We start from the raw sequence: 23,707 nt of genomic DNA, 5'->3' as shown, positions 1-23,707 counted from the left end.
TGGTCATTTAAGTCTGTCCCCAATGAGTAGCCTGGGGGTCTGCAAATGGCTGTGGTCAAAAAACATCAAATATGAGTACTGTTACCATTTTAGTAGCAGCAATTTGGGGCATTTTTGAGGCTTTTAGACACGGCGGTCAGCCGGGCGAGCTGACGTATCTCCCCAAATGTTCGATAAAATTGGCTCTTAACGAGAAATGTTCTCATTAGAAGCCAATAAATGAACGCAAATTAATGCAACTATTTCGGCAACAGTACTCATATTTGCCATTTTTTGTCCACCACCCCTTGCGCGAAGGTCCTCAGCAGAAAGCTTGGCCCGTTTCGATGCACAAAAATGGGATGGATCTTCCCAGGCAACCGCCCAGAAAGGTCCATCCCAAAGCAAGCGCTCGCTAGAACGTTCCACCGCCGCCTCCACCGGCGCCGCCACCGCCGCCGCCCGAGAAGCCGCCGCCTCCGCCGCCGCTCGAACTGTCGGAGCTCGACGCGAGCTCACGAATGCTCTCGTGATACACGCCGTCGAACGAATCCATCGGCGACTCGGTACCGTAATGATGGTAGTACCACCAGTAGCAGGGGTAATTGTCGTAGAAGCCGTCGGCCTCGCGCACCTCGGGCGGCACGGCCTCGGCAAGCTGGCGCAATACTTCCTTGGAAACGCCCAGCGCTGCGCCCATTACCAGTAGCTTGTTCCACAGCACCAGATCGCCCGGGACGGCCTCCTTGAGGCGCGTGAAATCCTCGAGCCAATGCTTGAGCGCCTTGCAGCGAGCCGCCACCTCGGCGCCCTCCGGCGTAAAGCGGCGAAACGTAAGGCCCAGGCCAATACCCACCAGCACGATGGGCACCGAGATAACCGCGGCGATAATGTTCGCCTGCGCGCCGTCGGTAAAGAAGATGGATCCCATGGGAATAAAGGCAATCAGAATACCAAGAACCAGGCAAAACACCATTGCGACAATGCCGTCCGAGGCAACGTACTCGCTATCGGCCAGCTTGCCCTTAACGGTGTTCTGATAGTCCTCGAGTTTGTCGCCCACGGGTGTGGCGTGCTGCTTGACGTAGTGCCGCAGCTCGTCAAACGTGCGCGAGCGATCACCGTTCTCGTCGGGCTTAGCGCCGGCAAAGAAGACCTTGAGCACCGTGCGGTCAATGCCCTTGGCCGACTTCCAACCCGCATCACTCACCGTCACGCGATACGTCTGCTCTTCTTTTTCACGCCCCAACAGACCCTTCTTGGCCTTGGTCACGGTCGCCTGCTCCAGCTTGATCACACGGTCGTCAGTGAGCTTCATGAGCGTGGCGATATATGCCTGATCGGGCACCTCGTTCCAGTTCATGAGGGCCGAAAGCACGGCGGGATGGTCGGCCGAAGGCACATCGCGGAAATATTCGTCCTGGAAAAGCGGCTTTGGCTTGCGGCGGCGCAGCTTGAGCACAACGATTGTGCCGGTAAAGGCCACCGCCGCGACAACACTTAGCACGGCAAGTGCATTGGCAATCATGCGCGCGCGGGCGCGGCGGGCATTAGCTTCGTCGGCCCATTCCTTCTCCTCGCTTAGGATCGTCGGCAGACGTTCCTCGCTCGAGGCGGCAAGCTGCGGTACCCAATCGCTGGGGAAGGCGATGCGCGCCTCGGCAAACTCACCCTCGTGCACGCAGGAAATGGTATAGGTAACCATAGGCTCGTCCGTGTCGAGCGATACGTTGCCCGTGAGCGGACCGTGGCCCCACGCGCGGAAGTTGTCACCCTTGGTTGCCGGGGTCCCCGCGGCAGCGTTTGCGAAGTGGACTTCCATCTCAACATCGTCGGAATCCGCCGACCAGCCGTCGCCCACAAACTTCCAGTAGAGTTCGGCGGTATCGGACCAGTTCATGACCGCACCGGTCATGGTGTAGCTCACGTAATAAATCGCGCTGTCGCCGCTCTCGTGGGGGCTGAAAACCTTGATCTTTACGCCGCCGTCGGACTGCTCAACCGTATAGACACCGTTGTCGCCCTTGTTTGCATAATCGACTCTGTTAAACGCGGTGCCATCTTCCTCGACGCTCAGCACATTGACGCCCGCCGCGCCTCCCTGCTGGTTGGAACCCGTATTGATCTCCCAAAACACGCCGTTGATGTCGTCATCGAAATCAAACTGGCGTCTCTCGACAACGGTCAGCGAGCCATCGGCCTCGACCGTGGCGCCGATGTGGGTTTGGCTCATGGAGTAGCCGTCGGCGTGCGCGGCGGCAGGCAGCAGCAGCAACGCAAGCGCGGCGAGCGCGCAGGCGGAAGCGAATCGCGCGAATAGGCGGCGCTGCCGACAGGTCTTGGCAACGGGGGCGTTCATAGGCACATCCTTTGTCTGTAAAACCAACAGCGCCATTGTCCCACGTTTGCGAACGCACATGACGAATATCTAGGCGACCGGAACGCCAAACGGGATGAAAGTCACGCCCGCCGCCAGCAGCTAGTCATTGGGGACGTTCTTAAATGACTAGTCATTAGGGACACTCTTTGGCACGGCCTGCACCAACGATAGATACCACTTCACAGCTCCGTCACAGGTGTAGTGGCTTTGTGTTGCTGCGACACGCGCTGATTGAGCCGGCGGGCAAGGGGCATAAAGCAGTTGAGCGAAAACGGTTGTCCCTTTCCCGTTCGCTCGAGGATCATGTCCCCCTTTTCCGCGGAGACCCCGGCAGTTGCGAAGAGCTGCCGGGGTTTCTGTCGTTTGAGGGGTTGAAGGGGCTAAGCTTGCGGGCGGTAATCGAGATGTTGAGTCGGTGCCCGTCGAGCACAACACGCGGCCTCGGCAACTTGCGAGCATCGACGACGCCTCCCCCACCCCACCCCGCGCTATACTCGTCCGCATGGATATCAAAGCACGCAACATAGCAACGCCCGCCGCGGACGCGCCAACGGCGCCCAACAGCAAGCTCGCCCCCGCTCCCGCGCCCGTCGTGGGTCGCTTTGCCCCGTCGCCCTCGGGCCGCATGCACCTGGGCAACGTGTTCAGCTGCCTGTGCGCGTGGCTTTCGGTCCGCAGCCAGGGCGGCAGCATCGTGCTGCGCATCGAGGACCTGGACGACCGCTGCAAGCGCCCCGAGCTTGCCGCCCAACTGATCGACGACCTGGCATGGCTAGGACTCGAGTGGGACGAAGGCCCCCACTACCAGCACGATCGCCTGGATCTGTACGAGAGCGCCCTGCACCAGCTGCAAGACGCCGGCCTCACCTATCCCTGCTTTTGCACGCGCGCCGAGCTCCACGCCGCAAGCGCACCGCACGCCAGCGACGGCACGCCCATCTACCGCGGCTCCTGCCGAAACCTTTCTGCCAAAGAGATCGCTCGCCGCAGCGCCCTGCGCGCCCCGGCCACACGTCTGCGCGTGCCCACCGTCGATGACCTCGCAGACGATGTGGTCGAATTTGTGGACCGCACGTACGGCGCCCAATGCGAGGCGCTCGCCACCGAGTGCGGCGACTTTTTGGTGCGTCGCAGCGACGGCGTGTTTGCCTACCAGCTAGCCGTGGTGGTCGACGACGCCGCCATGGGCGCCACCGAGGTCGTGCGCGGATGCGACTTGTTGGGCTCCACGCCCCGCCAAATCTACCTGCAGCATCTGCTGGGACTTCCCACGCCGCGCTACGCGCACATTCCGCTGATCATATCGCCGGATGGCCGTCGCCTTTCCAAGCGCGACCGCGATCTGGACCTGGGCGAACTACGCGCCCGCTTTGGCGCGCCCGAGGCACTGCTGGGATGGCTCGCCGGACAAACGGGCATCGCGCCGGACACCACACCGCGCTCTGCCGAGCAGCTGGCCGAGCACTTTAGCTGGGACGTCATCCGCGCGCACCGGGAGAACATCACTGTAACGGTCGAGTAGCCAAACGTATCGCCGCTACGCAACATCCCAGGGCATAAGCTCGTCGCCCAGGCGAACGATGCAGTCGTAGAGCACGGTGTGGCGCTCGGCTGGGTTGGCGTCCCGATGAAAATGCCCGTAGTACCAGCGCTTGTAGCCCAAGCGGTCCTCCAGCTCATCGAAAAATGCCGTAAGTCGGTCAACGGCGGGGCAATTCCAGCCGGGTGCCGGATAGAGCGTGGGCGAAAGCATGCGCGTAGAGCAGGTGTGGGTGATTACGTAGTCGACCTTCCAGCCCACGCTGTCGAGCTTTGCCCGCGCCTCCTCAAAGTTGCGCTCACTCGGCAGCTCATGCGGCCACCAGCTGGAATACGGAATGCGGTATTCCTTGTCCACGCTCGTGGCGCCGCCCATGGTAAAGACCGTTGAGCCGTCGAGGTCAAAAACCTCGCCGCGCGTCAGGCGCCGTATGGGGGAGGTATCCGACAGACGCTGCGTCAGCCCACCGTGCCACAACTCCATGGGACGCTCTGCCCAATGGTCGAAACGCTCGTGGTTGCCGTCGACGAACAGCACGGTATAGGGGCGCGACTCCAGCCAAGCGATATCGGCACATTCCTCGGCAGAGAAATCCCAGGGAAAGCCAAAGTCGCCCGCGACAATCAGATAGTCATCGCTCGTCAGACTATCCCCAAGATCCCAATCGCGCAACTTTTGCATGTCGATGCCACCGTGAATATCGCCCGTCACATAGACCGTCATCGAATCACCACTTCTTTGTAAGTCGCTAGCCCACATTCTGCACGATCACTAAGCCAACCGTTCCAGCCCTTCCATCCTTTAGGACCTACCCCTCGTTCTTCCATCCAAACGGGTCAAGTACCCAAAAAATCAGATCGAGTACGCCGCCGGTCATCATGGCGCCGGCAAGGGCCATGCAAACGCGCAGGGTACTGGCACTTCGGAGCGCATCGAACGGTCCTAGAACAGCCAGCAGCGCGACCGCTGCGCCGGCCACGCACAGCGCAAGACACGGCCCCGCGTCCTTGACACACTTTTTTGCGAGATGTTTGGTGTTGCCACTCATCGATATTGAACTCCTTAGAGGGTCGTTATTCAGGTACGTGCCGTCGCGGCAGGGCAGGGCGGCAGATTAAGTGTCACATGTCGTGCGGGCATCAATGGAGACACCGCCTGCTCGACCAACCCTTGACGCCGTTTTGTACCGGCTCACCATCCCCCGCTATCGAGGTCAAATACTTTTCCCGAGAAGTGAACGGCTGTTTTTGGACCCCTGGAGCATCCGCATTTTTCAACGGCATAAACGCAGGATTCTGGCATCAAAACCGCAGGAAACGGCGCCCTCAAAGTGTCGATGCTTCGGGGGTCCGATTTAGCTCGTTCACTTCTCGGAAAAGTATTAGACCTCGCTGCTAGCTACCCAGAAGGACACCTCTCCCTTCCCCACCGCCACCCAAAAACTCATCCAACATTAATCTTGGCTCAAGAATCGCTTAATCTATATCCTGCACTATAGAGTTCGACCAAGGGCGGGGCGGCGCCGCGCGACGCAGGCCGCCGAACGCAACGCTCGCGCCCGGGCAAAACGCCCGGCGTCGCGCCCATCGAACGAAAGGACAGGTCATGGACGACCTCGAAAAAGTTGAAACCATCCGCACCAAGTGCGACGTGAGCTACACCGATGCCAAGGCCGCGCTCGACGCCACCGACGGCAACGTTCTGGATGCCATCATTTGGCTCGAGTCGCAGGGCAAGACCCAGACCACGTCGGCGCACGCCGCCACCGAGTCCGTTCCGGTCGACGAGCCCTCTGCCGAGATGGTTGCCGCGCAGGCCGCCTACGAAAAGTCGAGCGAAAAGACCGACTTCTCCAAGAAGATGGACAGCGTGTGGGAGTACCTCAAAAAGCTCTTCCGCCTGAGCCTGGACACCAAGTTTATCGCCACGCGCCGCGATGCGATCATCCTCAACATCCCCATCCTGATCCCCATCATCGCCCTGTTTGCCTGGGGTGCCACGATCTGGCTGATGCTGATTGGCCTGTTCTTTGGCATGCGCTACCGCATCGACAGCGACGGCGACGTGCCCGGCAGCATCAACAACTTGATGGACAGCGCTGCCAATGCCGCGGACGATATCAAACAAAATCTGAACGACGACAAGTAATCGCAGACGGGGGCACGCATGGCACGGATCCTGATCGTAGAGGACGAAGAGAAAATCGCCCGCTTTGTGACACTCGAGCTGGAGCACGAGGGTTACCAGGTGGAGCACGCCGCCGACGGCCGCACCGCCGTGGACCTGGCATTGGAGCGCGACTACGATCTGATTCTGCTCGATGTACTGCTGCCGCAGCTCAACGGCATGGAGGTCCTGCGGCGTGTCCGCAAGCACAAGGATGTACCGGTGATCATGGTCACCGCGCGCGATGCCGTGATGGACAAGGTTGCCGGGCTCGACGCCGGCGCCGACGATTACCTGACCAAGCCGTTTGCGATTGAGGAGCTGTTCGCACGGATCCGCGTGGCGTTGAAGCGCGCGGAGGCCGTGCGAACAGCTTCGGGCGTTGGCGGCGTTGAGGCCGGGGAGGGCGCCACGGGCGCCGGTACCGCCGCGACGTCCCCGGTCGGCGACTCGGCCAAGACCTCTGCCGCGCCCTCCCCCACCGCGCTCGCCGTGGGCTCGGTCGCACTCGACCCCGACCGCCGCGAAGTTACGGTCGGCGGCTCGCCCATCGCGCTCACGGCCCGCGAGTTCGACGTCCTCGCCCTGCTTATGGCGCACGCCGGCACCGTGCTCACGCGCGAGCGCATCGCGCACGAGGCGCTGGGCTACGACTACGTGGGCGACACCAACAACGTCGACGTGCACATCGCGCACCTGCGTGCCAAGATCGAGGACGCCGGCGGCGCCCGCATCATCCAGACCGTGCGCGGGGTGGGCTATGTCTGCCGCGCGTAACGACGAGGCCAAGCGCGTCACCTCCATCGCCCGCGCCATCAACTGGAGCTATATGTGGCGCCGCTTGGTGAGCTACGTCTGGCTGGATCTGTTACTGCTGCTTGTTGCGGCGGCAATCCTCGTCTATGGCTACAACCAGACGCTGCCCGACGGCGCGTTTACCGCGGGATGGATCCCCGGCGCCGCCGTTCACGGCATGTCGCTGGCGCCCGCGCGCGGCTGGGACCTGACCACGCTCACCTATACCGTCGAGCTTGCGCGTAGCACCAAGACCTTCCCCTTCGCACAGGACCTCGTCACGCTATGGCCTCTCTGTCTTGTCGTTGCGGGCTGGCAGGTTATCAGCGTGCTCGATATGCTCGGCGGCGCCCGTCGCGTGCGCCGCACTATGGCACCGCTCAACGACCTGGCCCTGCGCGTTGACGAGCTCGGCCGCATGCAGCTCGCCGGCGGCAAGATGGAAACATTGGAGCAAGCCATCGAACGCGCGAGCGTCGACTCGCCGAGCGTCACCACCGGCGACGCCGATCTGGCGAGTATCGAGGTCGCGCTCAACCGCCTGCTGCGCCAGATGCAAGAGGCCAAGCTGCAGCAGATGCGCTTTGTCAACGATGCGAGTCACGAGCTACGCACGCCCATCGCGGTGATTCAGGGCTACGTGAACATGCTCGACCGCTGGGGCAAAGACGACCCGGACGTGCTGGCAGAGTCCATCGCATCGCTCAAGGCCGAAAGCGAGCATATGCAGGAGCTCGTGGAGCAGCTGCTGTTTTTGGCGCGCGGCGATGCCGGACGCACGGTCCTGCGGCGTGCGCATACCAACCTGGCAGCACTGGTCGGCGAGGTGTGCGAGGAATCGCAGATGATTGATACCGCGCACGCGTATCGGCTGGCTTTTGACCCCGCGTTTGCCAGCGACCCGCGCTGCGACGCATCTGTCGACGTGGCGCTTGTGAAGCAGGCCCTGCGCGTGATCGTGCAAAACGCCGCCAAGTACTCGGATGCGGGAACGACCGTCACGTTTGGTATAACACCCGATGCGGGCACGGGCACGATCGAGATAGCCGTTGAGGACGAGGGTATCGGCATGAACCAGGAATCCGCAGCTCACGCGTTTGAACGGTTCTACCGCGCCGACAACGCGCGCGATGCCGGCGCGCAGGGCTCGGGCCTGGGGCTCGCTATCGCCAAGTGGATCGTCGACAACCACGGCGGCGTCATCGGTGTGACCTCAGTCGAGGGCGTCGGCAGCCGCTTTACGATTCGCCTGCCGCGGTAGGGGCGTCTCTCACGAATCGAAGGTGAATGCTTTTCCGCGAAGTGAACGACCTATTTTGGGCGCCCGAAGCATCCGCACTTTTTGGCGCCAAAACCGCAGGAAACAGTGCCTCCAAAGTGTTGATGCTCCAGGGGTTCGATTTCACTCGTTCACTTCGCGGAAAGCCATTCACCTTCGATTTACGGCAGCCCGTCAGTCACCCTCTCGGTATTAAAAATGGGGCAAGGCCACACGCCTTACCCCATTTTTTGCTAACTATAGCAACTTGTGCGCTACTCGCGGCACAGGTGCACGGCAAAGCCGGCGAACTCGCGCTTAAAGTACACGAGCTTGGTGCCACCGTCGGGCAGCAGCACGCGCGACTCTTCGTTGATCTCGAGCCCGCGCTCGACGAACCACTTCTCTGCTACGTCAATGTCATTGACGGCAAAGCCAATGTGGCCCTTGGCGCCACGACCATTCTGCTTCATGACCTCGACCAGCGAATCATTGAAGTACGAAACCGGGGTCTCGATGACGGGCAGGCCCATCATCGTCGAGAACAGCTCCGCGATCTCCAGGGCATCGGCCGGGTCGGTGGCGTTGATGCCCACGTGGGCAACGCGCATGCCGAAGAGCTCTACCGGGTTGGCATTCTGCTCACTCATACAGTCAGCGCCTACTGAGCCATGACGTCAAGAACGGCCTTCTCGGCAGCGACGCGGTTCATGCCGGTCATGAAGGGCACGCCGCTCACATACGGGCAGGTGAGGCCCTCGGGGGCAACGGTGGTGGCGATCAGCAGGTCGGCGCCCTCGTCGCAAGTGTCCTTGGCCTCGGAGATGGCGCACTGCACGATCTCGTACTTGTCGGCGTAACCGTTGGCGTCGAGCAGGGTGGCGACCTTCTGGGCAACAAGCGTGGAAGTGGCAGCGCCAGCGCCGCAAGCCAAAACGATTTTCTTCATAGGTAATGTCTCCCTTCATGGTTTACTTTTGCTAAGTGTACCGCAGCGAGCGATGGCACTCAGCCTCGATGCGCTTTTATGCCAGTTTGCTTGCACACTGCGTATAATACATCTAGTACGTGTTGTCATACCACTCGCTTTATGAGCGACTAAGGACCCTAATATGCCCGATTCCCGCACCCTCTGGACCACCGTCGTCGTCATCTGTATCGCCGTGTCGGTATTCTTTAGCTTCAAAAAACGTACCACGTTTAAGCGCCTGCAACAGCTTATGGCTGCCAAACAGTGGGACGAGTTCGATCGTTTGCTCGACGGCAAACTCACCAGCATGTTGTATCCGCGCTACAACCGCGACTACCTGCGCCTGAACTCCTATCTGCTACGCGAGGACCACGAGCGCGCCGACGAGATGTTCGACCTGCTGCTGAGCCTCAACCTGCCCAAGATGCAGCGTGTCGACCTGGTGATCAAGGCCTTTAACTACTACGTTGGCCAGGAGAGCCGCGAAAAGTCCAAGGAGCTTTTGCACGAGATCAAGGGCTTCGAGGGCGGTCAGGCCGAGGCAGTCGCACACGAATGCCGGCTGATGTACGACACGATGATCCTCAAGCGTCACAACGACATTCCCGAGCTGGAGCGTATGCTCAAGGAAGCCGGTGACGACAAGGTCAAGCGCTGCCGCCTGGAATACCTGCTGGCCCTGCAGTACCAGAACAAGGGTGACGAAGCCAAGTTCCAAGAGTTCCTGGAGAAGTCAGGCCAACACTCGATGGCCGTCAACGCGTAGCGGACGGCTTGTGCTAGACTTCTAGTCTTACGGGGGCGTGGCGGAATTGGCATACGCAGGAGACTTAAAATCTCTCGCCGCAAGGATTGTGGGTTCGAGTCCCACCGCCCCTACCACGTATTGCTTACGAGCCCGTGTCCCCTAGGGATGCGGGCTCGTTTCTTTCGGATGCCGGTGGGGCTCGAACCCGCGAGGGGGCGAGCGTCAAGCGGACGCGCAGCGTCCGTAGCGAGCCGGCGAGGGCGCCGGCAGGCGACCGAAGCCGGTGCGTATTTGCACAGCAAATACGCAGACGTCCCACCGCCCCTACCACGTATTGTTTACGAGCCCGTGTCCCCCAGGGATGCGGGCTCGTTTCTTTTAGATGCCAGTACAGATGGTGAGTTGCGGTGGAATAGTTCTTGTTTATGCCGTTTACCAGCCTATTTAGGAACTATTTCACCGCAGCTTAGGTTGATACTCGCACATTTTTCGATGGAAAAACGTGTTTGTCTCCCACATTTTTCGATTGAAAGATGTGGTTGTCTCGCACATTTTCCAAGGGAAATGCGCATATGGCCTTATACTATCCGAAAGGGTTGGGAGGCAATATGCAGCGACAGCTTATGAGCGAACTTATCGCTTGGAAATCAAGAGCGAATCGCAAACCCCTCTTGCTTAAGGGGGCCCGCCAGACAGGTAAGACTTGGCTTCTTAACGAATTTGCAAGCCAGCAGTATCAAAACGCCATTCGTTTTGACTTTATGCTCGAGCCGAACGCACGCTCGCTGTTCGATGGGGACCTCGACCCCAAGCGCATCATCTCCCAGATAGAACTCCTGCGCGGCCAAACCGTAACGCCGGCAGACACGCTCGTCATCTTCGACGAGATCCAAGAGGCACCACGCGGGATCACCTCGCTCAAGTACTTCAACGAGCTTGCACCCGAATACCACATCGTGGCAGCCGGTTCCTATATGGGCCTCGCGCTCCGACGCGAAAACGAGTCATTTCCCGTCGGCAAAATTGACCAGCTCACCATGCGTCCCATGGGGTTTGCCGAGTTCGTTCGTGCCGTCGACGGCAACCCGCTCGCCGATGCCATCCTTGCCGCAGACATGAACCTTCTAGCAAACGTTACCGAAAAGCTCGAGCACTTGCTCAAGGAATACCTTGTTGTCGGCGGTATGCCCGAAGTTGTCTCCGCTTTCGCCGAGACACGCGACTTCATCGAAGCCCGAAGACTTCAACAGCAAATCATCGAGGCTTACGAATCCGATTTTGGCAAACATACACCCGCCCGCATCGTCGAACGCATGAGGTTGGTTTGGAAAACCCTTCCCGGCCAGCTTGCCAAGGAGAACAAAAAGTTTGTCTATGGCGCCCTTCGCCCCGGAGCGCGCGCACGCGATTTTGAGGAAAGCCTCCAGTGGCTCACGGACTACGGAATCGTTCATAAGGTGTCACGTGTTTCCGCTCTAAAGGCACCGCTCTCGAGCTACGAAGACCTCTCGGGCTTCAAACTGTTCTGCATCGACACCGGCATCCTCGGAGCGCTCTCCGGCCTCTCTCCAGCCATCGTTCTTAACGGATCCGCTGTTTTTACCGAGTTCAAAGGTTCGTTGACCGAACAATATGTCGCGCAGGAACTTTTGCTCCAGGACAAAACTCCCGCGTATTGGTCCTCTATCTCTGGCAATGCCGAAACCGACTTTGCCATTGACCATGCGGGAACCGTGCTTCCGCTTGAGGTCAAGGCGGCAGAGAACCTTAAAGCGAAGAGCCTGAAAATAGCCTGCGAAAAATTCAAACTCGAGCGTTGCGTGAGGAGCTCCCTGGCGGCATATAGAGACGAGGGCATGCTCGTCAATATTCCGCTTTGGGAGATTGGGCAAATCGACAAGCTGGCATAGGCGCTGTGGGGACGCTCCGCAAGGACTGTCCCCAGATGCCGGCAGAAAAGGAACGTCCCCAGGTGCCGGCTGTTGAGTTGCGGTGGAATAGGGACTATTTGGTGCCCGAAAGGGCGATTTTGGTCCGTATTTCACCGCAACTTATGAGGGGATGGCTAAAGGGTACTGAGAGTGGGGATCCAGGCGATGGTGGGGGTCGCGCCGTCGAGAACCTCGTTAATGGTGGCGGCCATGCCGGCAAGCAGGCTGTTCTCGCTTACGGTGAGCGTGTCGTAGCCACCGGCGCGCATGAGCTCGCGAATTACCACGGCACCGGCCAAGATCACGCCCGCGCGTTTGGGCTGCACGCCTGGCAACGCGGCAATGCCTGCAACATCCAGCGCAGACATGCGCTCGACAGCAGCCGAGACCTGCTCCAGCGAAAGCTCGCGCAGGTGCACAAAGCTCGAATCATACGGCTCCAGCTCGTGAACGAGCGCAACGAGCGTGGTGACGGTGCCACCCACCGCGACCAGGCGCTCAGCACGCTCAAAATCGTTGGGCAGGCCTTCAAAATAGGCGGCGAACTGCTCGCCTGCCCACGCGGCAGCGGCGGCAAGCTCACTGTCCGTTGGCGGCAGTGTCGAGAAAAACCGCTCGGTCACGCGGCGACAACCGATGTCCAGCGAGCGCGTCCCTTCCAGCGCAAAGACGCCGCTCTCCGGCGCATAGACGCCCGTCGCGAGCTCCGTGGATCCGCCGCCCGAATCGGCAACAATGATGCGCTCGCCGGCAAAGTCGTGCGCCACGCCAAAAAATGTCAGGCGCGCCTCGACCTCACCCGGAATCACCTGTGGCTCAAGCCCCAAATCGCGCAGGCCGTCCAGCAGCAGCACGGCATTAGACGCATCGCGCGCGGCACTCGTGCACGTGGTGCAGATGCACACGGTCCCAAAAGCACGCGCCTCGTCCACAAACATGCGGCATGCGGCGAGCACGCGCTCGACCGCCGCCTCGCAAAAGCGCCCCGTCGCGTCGACGCCCTCGCCCAGGTCGGTAATCTCGGTATGCTTGGACGATTCCACGATTGCCCCGGCCTCGACCTGCGCCAGCACCAGTCGCGACGACACCGTTCCCAGGTCGATCGCCGCCACCTTATATCGTTTGCAATCTGCCATTGCGGGCTCCCCTCTGGGCGCTACTTGCCGCTGGACGCGACCGTCTGACCTTCGACGCCGTTAAAACCAAACAGCATGTCGAGCGTCTGAATGTACCACGGCGCGTCCTTGCCGACTTCCTCAATCTCCTTGGCCACTTCGCTGGCCTTTTTGGCGTTCGAGGACTTTTTGCTCGAAGACGAATCCGAATCGCCGTCCAGGCCCTGCACTTCAATCCTCTTCTCGCCGGGCATCACCAGGCCCAGGTCCTCGGATGCCGCATCCTTGATACCCTGCTCCGAGAGCAACTTGTCGACGCTTTTTTGCAGTTCGTCGTTGTACTGTTGGCGAATCTCGACCTGTTTGGCCAAGATATCGCTCGAGCGTTTGGCAACGTAGAGGTCGCGAACGGGAAAGTACAGGCTCACGAGCGCCAGGGCGACGACAATGCCAACAAACAGCCCGCGCTGGGGCCCATGGGTAAAGTCGTAGATTGCCTTGACCAACGCGTTATCGTTGGCGTAGTGCATGAAGTCCGAGCCCAAAAGACGGTTCGAGGGCCTGGTCGACTTTTCGTGCGCTTGAGCCGAGGGGCTCTGCGCGCGCGAAGCATGCGTCGCGCGCGCCGAACGTGGCGGACGGTCCGCCGACGTATTCATTTGCGCACGGGGACGCGAGGTGTTTGGCGGACGTTGCGCGGGGCGGTCAGCACCAGTGTAGCCGGACCCACCGAGCTGCACCGTACGTGCACGACGAGACGACGGTTCGTGCGAACCGGCGGAATAATACCTGTTGTCGTAAATCTGATCCATGTGCGCCTTGTGCGGTTGAGGTTTGTTTGCGCTAAGTCCTTTAGTTATAGCACGAGCGCCCGCACTTCCTTCGCCAGCCTTTGCTCGACATAAAAAAGGCGCTGAGCCACACGGCCCAGCGCCCAATGGCAGCCATCAGAAGTGGAGCGGAGCCGAGTCAACCCCGCCCCCCCGCGAGCACCACTTGTTTAGCGAATGTTGTAGAACGCGGCCTTGCCGGCGTAGCGCGCGCTGTCCTCGAGCTCGTCCTCGATGCGGATGAGCTGGTTGTACTTGGCGATACGGTCGCTGCGGCACGGGGCGCCCGACTTGATCTGACCGGCGTTGACGCCCACGACCAGGTCGGCGATCGTGGAGTCCTCGGTCTCGCCGGAGCGGTGGCTCACGATGCAAGCGTAGCCTGCCTCCTTGGCGGTCTCGATAGCCTCGAGCGACTCGGTGAGCGTGCCAATCTGGTTGACCTTGACCAGGATCGCGTTGGCGGCGCCCAGCTCGATGCCCTTCTTGAGGCGCTCGGTGTTGGTGACGAACAGGTCATCGCCCACCAGCTGCACCTTGTTGCCAATGCGCCGGGTGAGCTCGACCCAGCCGTCCCAGTCCTCCTCGGCCATGCCGTCCTCGATGGAGATGATGGGATAGGTGTCGACGAGCTTCTCCCAGTAATCGACCATCTGGGCGCTCGTGTACTCAACACCCTCGCCCTTGAGCTCGTACATGCCGGTCTCGGCGTTGTAGAACTCGGTCGAGGCCGGATCCATGGCGTACATGAAGTCGACGCCGGGCGTAAAGCCGGCCTTCTCCACGGCCTTGGTAATGTACTCGAACGGCTCGGCGTTGGTCTTGAGGTTGGGCGCAAAGCCGCCCTCGTCGCCCACGCCGCCGCCCAGGCCTGCCTCGTGCAGCACGCCCTTGAGGGTGTGGTAGACCTCAGCGCACCAACGCAAGCCCTCGGCAAAGCTCGGGGCGCCCACCGGCATAATCATGAACTCCTGGAAGTCAACGTTATTGTCGGCATGCACGCCGCCGTTGAGGATGTTCATCATAGGTGTGGGCAGCAGGTGGGCGTTGACGCCACCCAGGTACTGATACAGCGACAGGCCTGCCGACTCGGCAGCGGCGCGGGCAACTGCCAGCGATACGCCCAGGATGGCGTTGGCGCCGAGCTTGGTCTTGTTGGGCGTACCGTCGGCGGCAATCAGCGCGGCATCGACGGCGCGCTGATCGAAGGCATCGAGGCCCACGACGGCGTTGGCGCACTCGTTGTTGACGTGCTCGACGGCCTGCGAGACGCCCTTGCCCAGGTAGCGGCCCTTGTCGCCGTCGCGCAGCTCGCAAGCTTCGAAAGCGCCGGTCGAAGCGCCCGAAGGCACCATCGCGCGACCGAAGCTGCCGTCCTCGAGCACGACCTCGACCTCGACGGTGGGGTTGCCGCGGCTGTCGAGCACTTCACGACCGTAGACGTCCAAAATGTCACTCATGTTGTCTCCCTCTCACTTGGAAACGGGTTGAATGCTTGGCGACGCGGCATTGCGCCAATGTGGCGCTTTGGTTTTCAAGTTAGCCTTGTCGCACTTTTTGCATTATGCCCTAAGTTAGCCAATGGATACATATGAATTGGAGAAATCATTCTTTTGGGCCCTTGTTTTTACACCAGGCATTCATCTCAAGAGGTCCTCTCCATTAAAATCTCCAATCCGCATTCCGTTTCTACCCGACTTGAGAATGTAAGAGCCAATAATGTGCTTTGCATCGTGCAAAGTTCTGGATATCGTGCAAATCTAAGGGTTTAAAGTTCTGGATATCGTGCATAATCAGGTTATAAAAGTTCTGGATATCGTGCACGAGGTAGCCATGCTTAAACGAAAAGCCTATGACACACTACTAAAATGGAAGCATGAAAGCGCTGGTAAAACAGCACTTCTTATTGAAGGAGCCCGCCGCGTCGGCAAGAGCACGCTTGCCCGCATGTTTGGAGAAATCGAATACAAGTCCTGCCTTGTCATTGATTTCTTTCAAGCACCTGCCGAAGTTAAGCAATATTTTGAGGACTATCGCACTGACTTCGACTCGCTCTTCCTCTATCTCTCGGTTTTCTATAACGTCAAACTCTATGAACACGAGACGCTTATCGTCTTTGACGAGGTCCAGATGTACCCGCAAGCACGCGGACTCATCAAGTATCTCGTTGCAGACGGACGTTACGACTACATCGAAACTGGATCCCTGCTCAGCATCAAGCAGAACATTAAAGATATCGTCATCCCGTCCGAGGAAGAGTCTTTGGAACTTGAGCCCCTCGACTTTGAGGAGTTCCTCTGGGGCATAAACGAAAAGGGGCTGGCCGATCTCATTCGCATGAGCTTTAGCAAAATGAAGCCGCTCCCCGATGCCCTACATCGCAGAGCGCTCTCCCTTATGCGCGAATACATGCTCGTAGGCGGCATGCCTGAGCCGGTATCCATCTATGTTGAACAGCGCGCTTTTGCGCCCGTCGACGCATCGAAACACCGAATCGTCCAGCTCTATCGCAACGATATCTCTCGTTTTGCAACCGGTTACGAATTCAAAGTCGTCTCCGTACTCGATGGCATCCCGGGTCAACTCTCTAGGCACGAAAAGCGATTCAAGCTTTCCTCACTTGATAAAAACGCGCGCATGCGCACCTACGAAGAAGCCTTCTTTTGGCTGGCAGACGCGCGAATTGCCAATATCTGCTATGCCGCAAGCGAGCCGAGCGTGGGCCTTTCACTCAGCATGAAGCAAACAGCACTCAAGTGCTACATGGCAGACACCGGCCTGCTTGTAACGCTTGCCTTCTCTGACAACAACGATACCGATGAAGACGTTTACAGGGCCGTGCTTCGCGGCAACATCGGATTGAACGAAGGAATGCTTACCGAAAACTACGTTGCCCAATCTCTAAAGGCCAATGGACACAGGCTCTTCTTTTATTCCCAAAGCGGAAAGAAGGAGGGGGAGGAGCGCATGGAAATCGACTTCCTCGTTACCCGACCCTATGTCAATGCCGCCGGAAAGCCGCGCATCAGCCCCATCGAAGTTAAGTCGCCACGCAGATACGGAACCATCTCCCTCGACCGATTCCGCGCGCGCTTTAACAAGAAAATTGGGACGGCTTACGTGTTGCACCCTAAACAACTCGAATGGGATGCCGAAGCGCAGCTGGCACATCTTCCGTTGTATATGGCTTTTTGCTTGTAGAGACCTCTCTGCGAATGGATGCCGTGAGAGACGCAGGTCTCACTCGCTTGCTTTTGCTTGGTCCCACAGGTCGTTGAGTTGAGCGGTTGAGCAGGCGGCGAGGTCATCGCCCGCCTCGCGCGCAGCAGCCTCCATCGCAGCCCAGCGACGGCGGAACTTGGCCGTGCTCGCGCGCAGGGCGCTCTCGGCGTCGATGCCCTCTTTGCGCGCAATGTTGACCAGGGCAAAGAGCAGGTCGCCAAACTCCATCTCGCGTTCAGGCGAGCCGGGGGCCTCGGCCTCAAACTCGGCACGCTCCTCGGCGACCTCGTCCCACACATCCTGGACCGTCTCCCACTCAAAGCCCACGGCCGCTGCCTTGCGCGACACCTTCTGCGCCTGCATCAGCGCCGGCAGATGCGTGGGCACGCCGTCGAGCAGGCCCTCGGGCGCAGCCTCGCCTGCTGCCACGGCCTTGTCCTTGGCAGCCTTCTCGGCAAGTTTGACCTCGTCCCAGATCTTGAGCACTTCGTCGGGGCCGTCGGCGTCCGCATCGCCAAACACGTGCGGGTGACGACGGATGAGCTTGGCGTCGATATCGCGCGCCACATCGGCAAGCGTAAACTCACCGGCGTCCGCCGCAATCTGCGCATGCAGCACGACCTGCATGAGCACGTCGCCGAGCTCCTCGCGCAGATGCGCCACGTCGTCCGCCTCGATGCAATCGAGCGCCTCGTAGGCTTCCTCGATCATATTCTTGCCGATGCTCTGATGCGTCTGCTCGCGGTCCCACGGGCAGCCATCGGGCTGACGAAGACGCCAGATGGTCTGCACCAGATGCTGTAGCTCGGCCGACGCGTCGACCAGCATGGACAGATCGCGCGAGCCCTCGGCATTTTGCTGAGCCATATGCTGCGCCATGGTTATTCCTCCTCCATGACCACGTGACGGAACGCGCCGCCCTCGTAGATGCCGTAGCTGTGCGTACCGTCCTTGGGAATGCTCACGCTGCCGGGGTTGAAGAGCCACAGGCCCGGGTGCGCGGTGCTTTCCTCGTTAACCTTGATGTGTGTGTGGCCGTAGACGAGCGCGGAGCCCTCGGGCAGCGCGGGCGCATGGTCGACGCTGTTGTGCATGCCGGCGCCAAAGACGTGGCCGTGTGTCAGGAACAGCTCGCGGCCGGCCTCGTCGAACAGCGTGGCGTAGTCGGCCATGACGGGAAAGTCGAGGACCATCTGGTCGACCTCGGCGTCGCAGTTACCGCGCACCGCGATGATGCGGTCAGCCAGGGCGTTGAGCAGCGGAATCACGCGCTTGGGGGCGTAGTCGCGCGGCAGGTCGTTGCGCGGACCGTGGTAGAGCAGGTCGCCCAGCAGCACGATGCGGTCGGGCTGCTCGGATTCGATGGCGGCGACCAGACGCTCGGTCCAGTATGCCGAGCCGTGAATGTCGGAAGCGATGAGGTATTTCATGGTGGTCCTTTCGGGTGGGGTTGATGGGGCTGAATATGGGGTCCGGCGGATGTGGGGCCCATCTACCGTGTTACTCGAATCGCAGCGCCACGCTCTGGGCCGCCTGCATCACGCGCTGGAGCGGCACGTTGTGCTCACGGGCAAGACGGGCGCAATCCTCGTACTCGGGAGCCGCGCGCTCGATGCCGTCGGGCAGGGTCGCCACCTTAACGGATACCTCGCCCCAAGGCGTCGCCACCCGCTCAAAGCGGCGTGGCAGGCAGACGCGTTCCATTACCTGGCGTCGGATACCGTTGGTCGTGGTTTCCAAAAAGATAATCGTCTGTAGGCGCTCGATATCCTCGTGCGAGCAGATCACCTGCAACTGCCATCCGGGGCGGCCCTTCTTGCAGTAAAGGGGCAGCCAGTGCGCCTCGCGCGCGCCTGCCTCGCGCAGGCGGTCCGCGGCATAGGCGAGTACCTCGGGTGACGCATCGTCGATGTCGCACTCCAGCTTGACGATAGTTTCGGGCGCATCGGTCTCGCGGGATAGCGGAGATGTACTTCCACGTTGCATACGGTCCGGATCCTTTCCGCACGGGCTCATTTTATTCACCCAAACGCTAGCACATCGGACGTGGCACAGGCGTGACTTTCGTCCATCGCCGCCCTCGCTCCTATCCAAACATGTACGTCAGCCTCCAAACATGTCATTTTCTGCAGCTTTTGGAGGCTGACGTACACGTTTTGACGCGGGGCCGATGCTGCGTGGCGACCCTCGCGCGCAACCCGCCTTTCCAGTCGATTTCGGCCCCCAGCGCGCTCGTTGCATCGGGGGCCGCGCCATTACAATGGAGCGGATTCACCAAATGCAAAGGAGTCGCCATGTCCGCCTGCCCGCTGGTCGATTGCCACACCCATACCTCGTTTTCGGACGGCCATGCCACGTTTGAGGACAACGTCCGCGCTGCTGCCGCCGCCGGATGCCGTGTCATGGTCTCGACCGACCACCTCACCCTGCCCGCCAGCATGGATGCTAACTGCGAGGTGCAAGTCGTCGAGGGCGACTTGCCAGCACATCGTCTGGCCTTTGAGGACGCCCGCAAGCTCGCCGCACAGATTGCGCCGGAGCTCGCCTTTATCTACGGTTTTGAATGCGATTGGTACGAAGGTTGCGAGCCTTTGGTTGAGCGCTGGTCCGCGGGTGCCATAGTGCGCTTGGGCAGCGTGCACTGGATTGGCGACCCCGGCGGTATCATGGCCGGTGCCGCGGGTACGGCGGGAACGGAAAACATCGCTCGCCCCGATACGCCCGATTCCCTTTGCGGTTGGATCGACGATGACACCAACCTGCACGTTTGGGAAAACCTGGGGGTACGCGGTGTGTGGGAGCGCTACGTCGACGACTGGTGCCGTGCTTGCGAAAGCTCACTCAACTTTGACGTGATGGCCCATCCCGACCTGGTCATGCGCTTTTCGAAGGAAGGCTTTGCGCCCGATTTTGACCCGGCGCCGTTTTGGGAGCAGATGGCCGAATGTGCCCACGATACGGGTCGCCGCGTTGAGGTCTCGACCGCCGCACCGCGCAAGGGCCTCGACGACTACTATCCCGCGACCGGGCTGTTGCGTTGCTTCGCCCACGCCGAGGTGCCGATTACTTTTGGCTCGGACGCACACCGCGCCTGCGACATCTGCTGGAATATCCGCGAGGCTCAGGCCCATGCCTACGACTGCGGTTATCGAACCTTCGACATCCCCCACCCCACCGGCGAATGGGAGTCCACGCCCCTCGCCTAGACATCCCTTCATGAGTTGCGGTGAAATAGTTCCTGTTTATGGCCCTAAGACCGTCAAACAAGAACTATTCCACCGCAACTTCTATTTCATTGGCAACTCCCGAAAGACTGTCCCTAACGACTAGTCGCTTAAGAACGTCCCCAATGACTGCCAATGACTAGTGGCGGCGAGCGTTGAGTTCGCCGGCCAGCTCGTCGAGGGTGATGCCGTAGCGTTCGAGCGTCACGAGCAGGTGGTAGACCAGATCGCCGGCTTCGTAGCGGATGTGGTCGTGGTCGTTGTCCTTGCAGGCCATGATGACCTCGCTCGCCTCCTCGGCAAGCTTCTTGAGCAGTTCGTCCTCGACGTCGGTCAGCAGACGGGCGGTATAGCTCTCCTCCGGCGACGCATCGCGACGACCGTGAATCACCTCGGCCAGTCCCGTCAGCGTCTCGCCGATATTTCCCGGCTGCACGTTAGCTGTTCTGACTCCCATGGTTATTTCCTCTCGTTACTGCAGCGTAAAGTAGGTACCGGTCTCATCGAACCGAGGCTTTGCGCCCTTTTTCTCAAAGAACTCGACGATGACGGCATGGGCCCCATCGAGCCTTTCCCTCTCGGCCTCGAGCCAAAGCGACTGCGCCCCGCAGGCATCAGTCAGGTGCACGCGGCATGGCACGCCCGCGCGGAGGAGCTCGGTGTTGCAGTCGGCGACCTCGAACGGCGTCACAACTTTCATCGCACGCCCCCTTCCACGCGCTTAAAGAAGCAGGTACGGTTGCCGGTATGGCAGGCCGGGCCTGGCGAGTCAACCTCGACCAGCAGCGTATCGCTATCGCAGTCGGCCCAGAGCTCGCGGACCTCCTGCATGTTGCCGCTCGTCGCGCCCTTGTTCCAGAGCTCCTGGCGGCTACGGCTCCAAAACCACGTGGTCCCGGTCTTGAGCGTCAGCCCCACCGATTCCTCGTTCATCCAAGCAACCATAAGCACCTCACCGGTGTCATACTGCTGAACCACACAAGGAATCAGCCCGCGGGCGTCGTACGTAAGCTTTGAAGGATCGGTTATCTCTTCCATTTTTCTCCCCAATTTAAATCCCACAGGTCGGCGAGGGCTGTCCAGGTGCCGCAGGTTGCCGCGAAAGAGGAGCGACGCGTACTTTGGTACGCGAGCGACGGTTTGAGCGGCAAGATGCGGTGCCTGGGCGGTCCGCAGCGCTAAAAGTCCAGTCTGACAGGGATGCCTTGAGAGGCCATATATTCTTTGACTTCGCGAATGCTGAAGGTTCCAAAGTGAAAGACGCTTGCCGCCAGTACGGCGTCGGCCTCGCCCTCGATCACACCCTCGGCAAAATGCTCGAGCGTGCCCACGCCGCCGCTCGCAATAACGGGAATCGGCACCGCACGCGCCACGGCGCGGGTGAGCGCCAGATCGAAGCCAGCCTTGGTGCCGTCGCGGTCCATGCTGGTGAGCAAAATCTCACCGGCGCCGCGACGAGCCGCCTCCTCGGCCCACGCCACCGCATCGATCCCCGTGGCGTTGCGCCCGCCCGCCGTGAAGACCTCCCACCTATCGGCACCGGATGCGCCGGGCAGGCCCACACGCTTGGCATCGATCGCCACGACCACGGCCTGGCTGCCAAACGCCGCGGCGGCCTGGCTGATCAACGACGGATCGCGCACGGCGGCAGAGTTAAGCGACACCTTGTCGGCACCGGCGGCAACCATGGTCCGCATGCCCGCCAAGTCGCGAAAACCACCGCCCACGGTATAGGGAATGGCCAGCTCCTCGGCCGCATGCGCCGCCATCTCGATGGTCGTCGCGCGGTTATCGCTCGTGGCGGTAATGTCCAGGAAGACGACCTCGTCCGCACCCTCGCGGTCGTAGGCGCGCGCCAACTCCACCGGATCGCCCGCATCGCGCAAGCCCACAAAGTTGACGCCCTTGACCACGCGGCCGTCCTTGACGTCCAGACAGGGAATCACGCGTTTGGTAAGCATGGGCTACTCCTCCCCTCGGGCGGCGGCCAGCGCCTGTGCCAGCGTAAAATTGCCCTCGTAGAGCGCACGGCCGGCAATGGCGCCCTCGATGGCATCCTCGCCCACCGCGGCGAGCGCGCGGATATCGTCGAGCGTCGAGATGCCGCCCGAAGCCACGACGGGAAAGCCCGCGACCTGCTCCACATGGCGATATGCTGCGACGTCGATGCCCGTCTGCATGCCGTCGCGCGCGATATCGGTATACACCAGATGCTTAAAGCCCAGCTCGGTGAGCTGCGCCACGGCGTCGTCGAGTGCCACGCCCGCGCCGTCACGCCAGCCGTTCACCTTGACCTGACCGTCGCGTGCGGCGATGTCTGCCACCAGCAACTCGCCAAAGCCTTGGGCTGCCACTTCGGCAAAACCCGGCTCGGTCACCAGCACGGTGCCCAGCGCAATGCGACGCGCACCGTAGCCGGCCAACTCGTCGATGCGCGCGAGCGAGCGGACGCCGCCGCCCACGTCCACGGACAGACCGTCGACGCCGCAGATGGCCTTAATCGCCGCCGAGTTGGCAGCGCACGCGTCCTCGTCCTCGCCAAAGGCAGCGGACAGGTCGACGACGTGCACCCAGCTCGCACCCTGCTCGGCAAACGAGCGGGCGACAGCCACGGGGTCGTCGGAATATACCTTGCAGCGGCTGCGGTCGCCGCGCTCCAGGCGCACGACCTTGCCGCCGATCAAATCGATTGCGGGAAACAGAATCATCGGCCGGCCCCCTCGACGATGCTCACAAAGTTCTTAAGAATGCGCTGACCCAGCGCAGAGGATTTCTCGGGATGGAACTGGCAGCCCCACACGTTGCCATGGCGCACGATGCACGGAAAGCTCCGCGTATAGTGCGTGCGCGCCAGCACATCGGCGGCATCGGCGTCGTCGGCCACCGCGTAGCTGTGGGTGAAGTACATGTTGGCACCCTCGGCAAAACCGGCAAGCAGTGGATCGGCCGCACCGGCGGGCGTCATGTGCACCTGGTCCCAGCCCACGTGCGGCACCTTCAGGCGGCTCGACTCCAGGCGCGTGCACGAGCCGCGCATAATGCCCAGGCCATCGACCCAGGGGCCGCCGGCCTGCTCAGAGGCATCGTCGTCCGCGTCCGCGCCCTCGTCCGCCGGCACGCCCTCGTCCGCCGGCACGCCCTCGTCGCCACGCTCAAAAAAGAGCTGAAGGCCCAGGCAGATGCCGAGCAGCGGAGTTCCGGCGGCAACGGCGTCGAGCACCGCGTCCGCCTCGTCGCTCTCGCGCATAAAGGCGATCGCGTCGTAGAACGCGCCCACGCCCGGGATGACCAGGCCGTCGGCGTTGCGGATCTGCTCCGGATCGTCCGACGTGCAGGCGGCAGCACCGGCGCGCACGAGCCCGCGCACGACGCTCGACAAGTTGCCCTTGTGGTAGTCGACCACCACGATCTTCGGTTCGCCCACGCGACCCTCCCTTATCTCATTCAAACCCTACCAAAAAGGGACAGGTTTATTTTGGTCGGTCAAACGTTCACCCACCGTATGAGACAGCATTTCCGCAGATAAAACCTGCCAAAATAAACCTGTCC

General features: G+C 60.9%; 26 protein-coding genes and 1 tRNA gene. 9 read left to right on the top strand and 18 right to left on the bottom strand.

Features of this window, described 5'->3' with window-relative positions:
- Nucleotides 1-186: 186 nt before the first annotated feature.
- Together SFLMC1_RS00645 and SFLMC1_RS00640 are read right to left on the bottom strand one after the other, a co-directional pair.
- Nucleotides 187-408, bottom strand: coding sequence for a hypothetical protein (locus SFLMC1_RS00645; RefSeq protein WP_152074993.1), 222 nt, complete (start codon nt 406-408; stop codon nt 187-189).
- Complete coding sequence (locus SFLMC1_RS00640) at nt 395-2,338, bottom strand: DUF2207 domain-containing protein (RefSeq protein WP_187323788.1); 1,944 nt, start codon at nt 2,336-2,338, stop codon at nt 395-397. The genes SFLMC1_RS00645 and SFLMC1_RS00640 overlap by 14 nt, the downstream gene beginning before the upstream one ends.
- Nucleotides 2,339-2,861: 523 nt before the next feature.
- Here SFLMC1_RS00640 and gluQRS point away from each other — a divergent pair.
- Nucleotides 2,862-3,881, top strand: a complete 1,020-nt coding sequence (gene gluQRS, locus SFLMC1_RS00635; protein WP_226814314.1) for a tRNA glutamyl-Q(34) synthetase GluQRS — start codon at nt 2,862-2,864, stop codon at nt 3,879-3,881.
- 15 nt (nt 3,882-3,896) lie between these two features.
- On the opposite strand, the gene SFLMC1_RS00630 is transcribed toward gluQRS, so the two are convergent.
- Nucleotides 3,897-4,622 (bottom strand): metallophosphoesterase, encoded by a 726-nt coding sequence (locus SFLMC1_RS00630; RefSeq protein WP_152074994.1) that lies wholly within the window; start codon nt 4,620-4,622, stop codon nt 3,897-3,899.
- A gap of 85 nt (nt 4,623-4,707) precedes the next feature.
- The gene (locus tag SFLMC1_RS00625; protein ID WP_152074995.1) at nt 4,708-4,947 is read right to left on the bottom strand and encodes a hypothetical protein; all 240 of its coding nucleotides are present in this window, start codon (nt 4,945-4,947) and stop codon (nt 4,708-4,710) included.
- 557 nt (nt 4,948-5,504) lie between these two features.
- Here SFLMC1_RS00625 and SFLMC1_RS00620 point away from each other — a divergent pair.
- From SFLMC1_RS00620 to SFLMC1_RS00610, 3 genes are read left to right on the top strand one after another with little or no spacing between them, the layout of a single operon-like run.
- Nucleotides 5,505-6,047 carry a DUF4342 domain-containing protein gene (locus tag SFLMC1_RS00620; protein ID WP_152074996.1) on the top strand — a complete coding sequence of 181 codons (543 nt, stop codon included), beginning with the start codon at nt 5,505-5,507 and terminating at the stop codon, nt 6,045-6,047.
- An 18-nt stretch (nt 6,048-6,065) separates the two neighbouring features.
- Complete coding sequence (locus SFLMC1_RS00615; protein ID WP_152074997.1) at nt 6,066-6,842, top strand: response regulator transcription factor; 777 nt, start codon at nt 6,066-6,068, stop codon at nt 6,840-6,842.
- The gene (locus SFLMC1_RS00610) at nt 6,826-8,121 is read left to right on the top strand and encodes a sensor histidine kinase (protein WP_152074998.1); all 1,296 of its coding nucleotides are present in this window, start codon (nt 6,826-6,828) and stop codon (nt 8,119-8,121) included. The genes SFLMC1_RS00615 and SFLMC1_RS00610 overlap by 17 nt, the downstream gene beginning before the upstream one ends.
- A gap of 272 nt (nt 8,122-8,393) precedes the next feature.
- On the opposite strand, the gene SFLMC1_RS00605 is transcribed toward SFLMC1_RS00610, so the two are convergent.
- A complete protein-coding gene (locus tag SFLMC1_RS00605; RefSeq protein ID WP_152074999.1) occupies nt 8,394-8,768 on the bottom strand; it encodes a VOC family protein in 375 nt (124 codons plus the stop codon).
- An 11-nt stretch (nt 8,769-8,779) separates the two neighbouring features.
- Nucleotides 8,780-9,067, bottom strand: coding sequence for a PTS sugar transporter subunit IIB (locus tag SFLMC1_RS00600; RefSeq protein ID WP_152075000.1), 288 nt, complete (start codon nt 9,065-9,067; stop codon nt 8,780-8,782).
- 163 nt (nt 9,068-9,230) lie between these two features.
- Here SFLMC1_RS00600 and SFLMC1_RS00595 point away from each other — a divergent pair, with 163 nt between their 5' ends.
- The 3 genes from SFLMC1_RS00595 to SFLMC1_RS00585 all read left to right on the top strand — a co-directional run bounded on the left by SFLMC1_RS00595 (nt 9,231) and on the right by SFLMC1_RS00585 (nt 11,746).
- The gene (locus SFLMC1_RS00595) at nt 9,231-9,854 is read left to right on the top strand and encodes a hypothetical protein (protein ID WP_152075001.1); all 624 of its coding nucleotides are present in this window, start codon (nt 9,231-9,233) and stop codon (nt 9,852-9,854) included.
- Nucleotides 9,855-9,885: 31 nt separating this feature from the next.
- Nucleotides 9,886-9,970, top strand: a tRNA-Leu gene (locus SFLMC1_RS00590).
- Between the two features lie 474 nt (nt 9,971-10,444).
- Entirely contained in the window at nt 10,445-11,746 is a 1,302-nt protein-coding gene (locus SFLMC1_RS00585) for an ATP-binding protein (RefSeq protein WP_152075002.1), read from the top strand.
- Between the two features lie 155 nt (nt 11,747-11,901).
- Here the strand turns inward: SFLMC1_RS00585 and SFLMC1_RS00580 are convergent, their stop codons facing one another.
- The 3 genes from SFLMC1_RS00580 to eno all read right to left on the bottom strand — a co-directional run bounded on the left by SFLMC1_RS00580 (nt 11,902) and on the right by eno (nt 15,172).
- Nucleotides 11,902-12,903 carry a hypothetical protein gene (locus SFLMC1_RS00580; protein WP_152075003.1) on the bottom strand — a complete coding sequence of 334 codons (1,002 nt, stop codon included), beginning with the start codon at nt 12,901-12,903 and terminating at the stop codon, nt 11,902-11,904.
- Nucleotides 12,904-12,923: 20 nt separating this feature from the next.
- A complete protein-coding gene (locus tag SFLMC1_RS00575; RefSeq protein WP_152075033.1) occupies nt 12,924-13,412 on the bottom strand; it encodes a hypothetical protein in 489 nt (162 codons plus the stop codon).
- A 470-nt stretch (nt 13,413-13,882) separates the two neighbouring features.
- The gene (gene eno / locus SFLMC1_RS00570; protein ID WP_152075004.1) at nt 13,883-15,172 is read right to left on the bottom strand and encodes a phosphopyruvate hydratase; all 1,290 of its coding nucleotides are present in this window, start codon (nt 15,170-15,172) and stop codon (nt 13,883-13,885) included.
- Nucleotides 15,173-15,497: 325 nt separating this feature from the next.
- Here eno and SFLMC1_RS00565 point away from each other — a divergent pair, with 325 nt between their 5' ends.
- Entirely contained in the window at nt 15,498-16,913 is a 1,416-nt protein-coding gene (locus SFLMC1_RS00565) for an ATP-binding protein (protein WP_226798446.1), read from the top strand.
- Nucleotides 16,914-16,952: 39 nt separating this feature from the next.
- Here SFLMC1_RS00565 and mazG read toward each other — a convergent pair whose 3' ends face one another.
- The 3 genes from mazG to larC form a co-directional block, all read right to left on the bottom strand.
- Nucleotides 16,953-17,813 carry a nucleoside triphosphate pyrophosphohydrolase gene (mazG, locus tag SFLMC1_RS00560; RefSeq protein ID WP_152075005.1) on the bottom strand — a complete coding sequence of 287 codons (861 nt, stop codon included), beginning with the start codon at nt 17,811-17,813 and terminating at the stop codon, nt 16,953-16,955.
- A gap of 2 nt (nt 17,814-17,815) precedes the next feature.
- Complete coding sequence (gene yfcE / locus SFLMC1_RS00555; protein WP_152075006.1) at nt 17,816-18,364, bottom strand: phosphodiesterase; 549 nt, start codon at nt 18,362-18,364, stop codon at nt 17,816-17,818.
- 70 nt (nt 18,365-18,434) lie between these two features.
- Entirely contained in the window at nt 18,435-18,920 is a 486-nt protein-coding gene (gene larC / locus SFLMC1_RS00550) for a nickel insertion protein (RefSeq protein WP_226798447.1), read from the bottom strand.
- A gap of 308 nt (nt 18,921-19,228) precedes the next feature.
- On the opposite strand from larC, the gene SFLMC1_RS00545 reads away from it, so the two are divergent.
- Nucleotides 19,229-20,140, top strand: a complete 912-nt coding sequence (locus SFLMC1_RS00545) for a PHP domain-containing protein (protein WP_152075008.1) — start codon at nt 19,229-19,231, stop codon at nt 20,138-20,140.
- Between the two features lie 157 nt (nt 20,141-20,297).
- Here SFLMC1_RS00545 and hisE read toward each other — a convergent pair whose 3' ends face one another.
- The 6 genes from hisE to SFLMC1_RS00515 form a co-directional block, all read right to left on the bottom strand.
- The gene (gene hisE, locus SFLMC1_RS00540) at nt 20,298-20,615 is read right to left on the bottom strand and encodes a phosphoribosyl-ATP diphosphatase (protein WP_117757622.1); all 318 of its coding nucleotides are present in this window, start codon (nt 20,613-20,615) and stop codon (nt 20,298-20,300) included.
- Between the two features lie 15 nt (nt 20,616-20,630).
- The gene (locus SFLMC1_RS00535) at nt 20,631-20,858 is read right to left on the bottom strand and encodes a hypothetical protein (protein WP_152075009.1); all 228 of its coding nucleotides are present in this window, start codon (nt 20,856-20,858) and stop codon (nt 20,631-20,633) included.
- Complete coding sequence (gene hisI / locus SFLMC1_RS00530; protein WP_152075010.1) at nt 20,855-21,196, bottom strand: phosphoribosyl-AMP cyclohydrolase; 342 nt, start codon at nt 21,194-21,196, stop codon at nt 20,855-20,857. The genes SFLMC1_RS00535 and hisI overlap by 4 nt, the downstream gene beginning before the upstream one ends.
- Nucleotides 21,197-21,336: 140 nt before the next feature.
- Nucleotides 21,337-22,119, bottom strand: coding sequence for an imidazole glycerol phosphate synthase subunit HisF (gene hisF, locus SFLMC1_RS00525; protein WP_152075011.1), 783 nt, complete (start codon nt 22,117-22,119; stop codon nt 21,337-21,339).
- A gap of 3 nt (nt 22,120-22,122) precedes the next feature.
- Nucleotides 22,123-22,866 carry a HisA/HisF-related TIM barrel protein gene (locus SFLMC1_RS00520; protein ID WP_152075012.1) on the bottom strand — a complete coding sequence of 248 codons (744 nt, stop codon included), beginning with the start codon at nt 22,864-22,866 and terminating at the stop codon, nt 22,123-22,125.
- Complete coding sequence (locus SFLMC1_RS00515) at nt 22,863-23,582, bottom strand: imidazole glycerol phosphate synthase subunit HisH (protein WP_154033539.1); 720 nt, start codon at nt 23,580-23,582, stop codon at nt 22,863-22,865. The genes SFLMC1_RS00520 and SFLMC1_RS00515 overlap by 4 nt, the downstream gene beginning before the upstream one ends.
- Between the last annotated feature and the right edge of the window lie 125 nt (nt 23,583-23,707).

This window comes from Collinsella aerofaciens (assembly GCF_901212495.1).
GTDB classification, from domain to species: Bacteria; Actinomycetota; Coriobacteriia; order Coriobacteriales; family Coriobacteriaceae; genus Collinsella; species Collinsella aerofaciens_H.
This window is presented reverse-complemented; position numbering and strand designations above follow the sequence as displayed.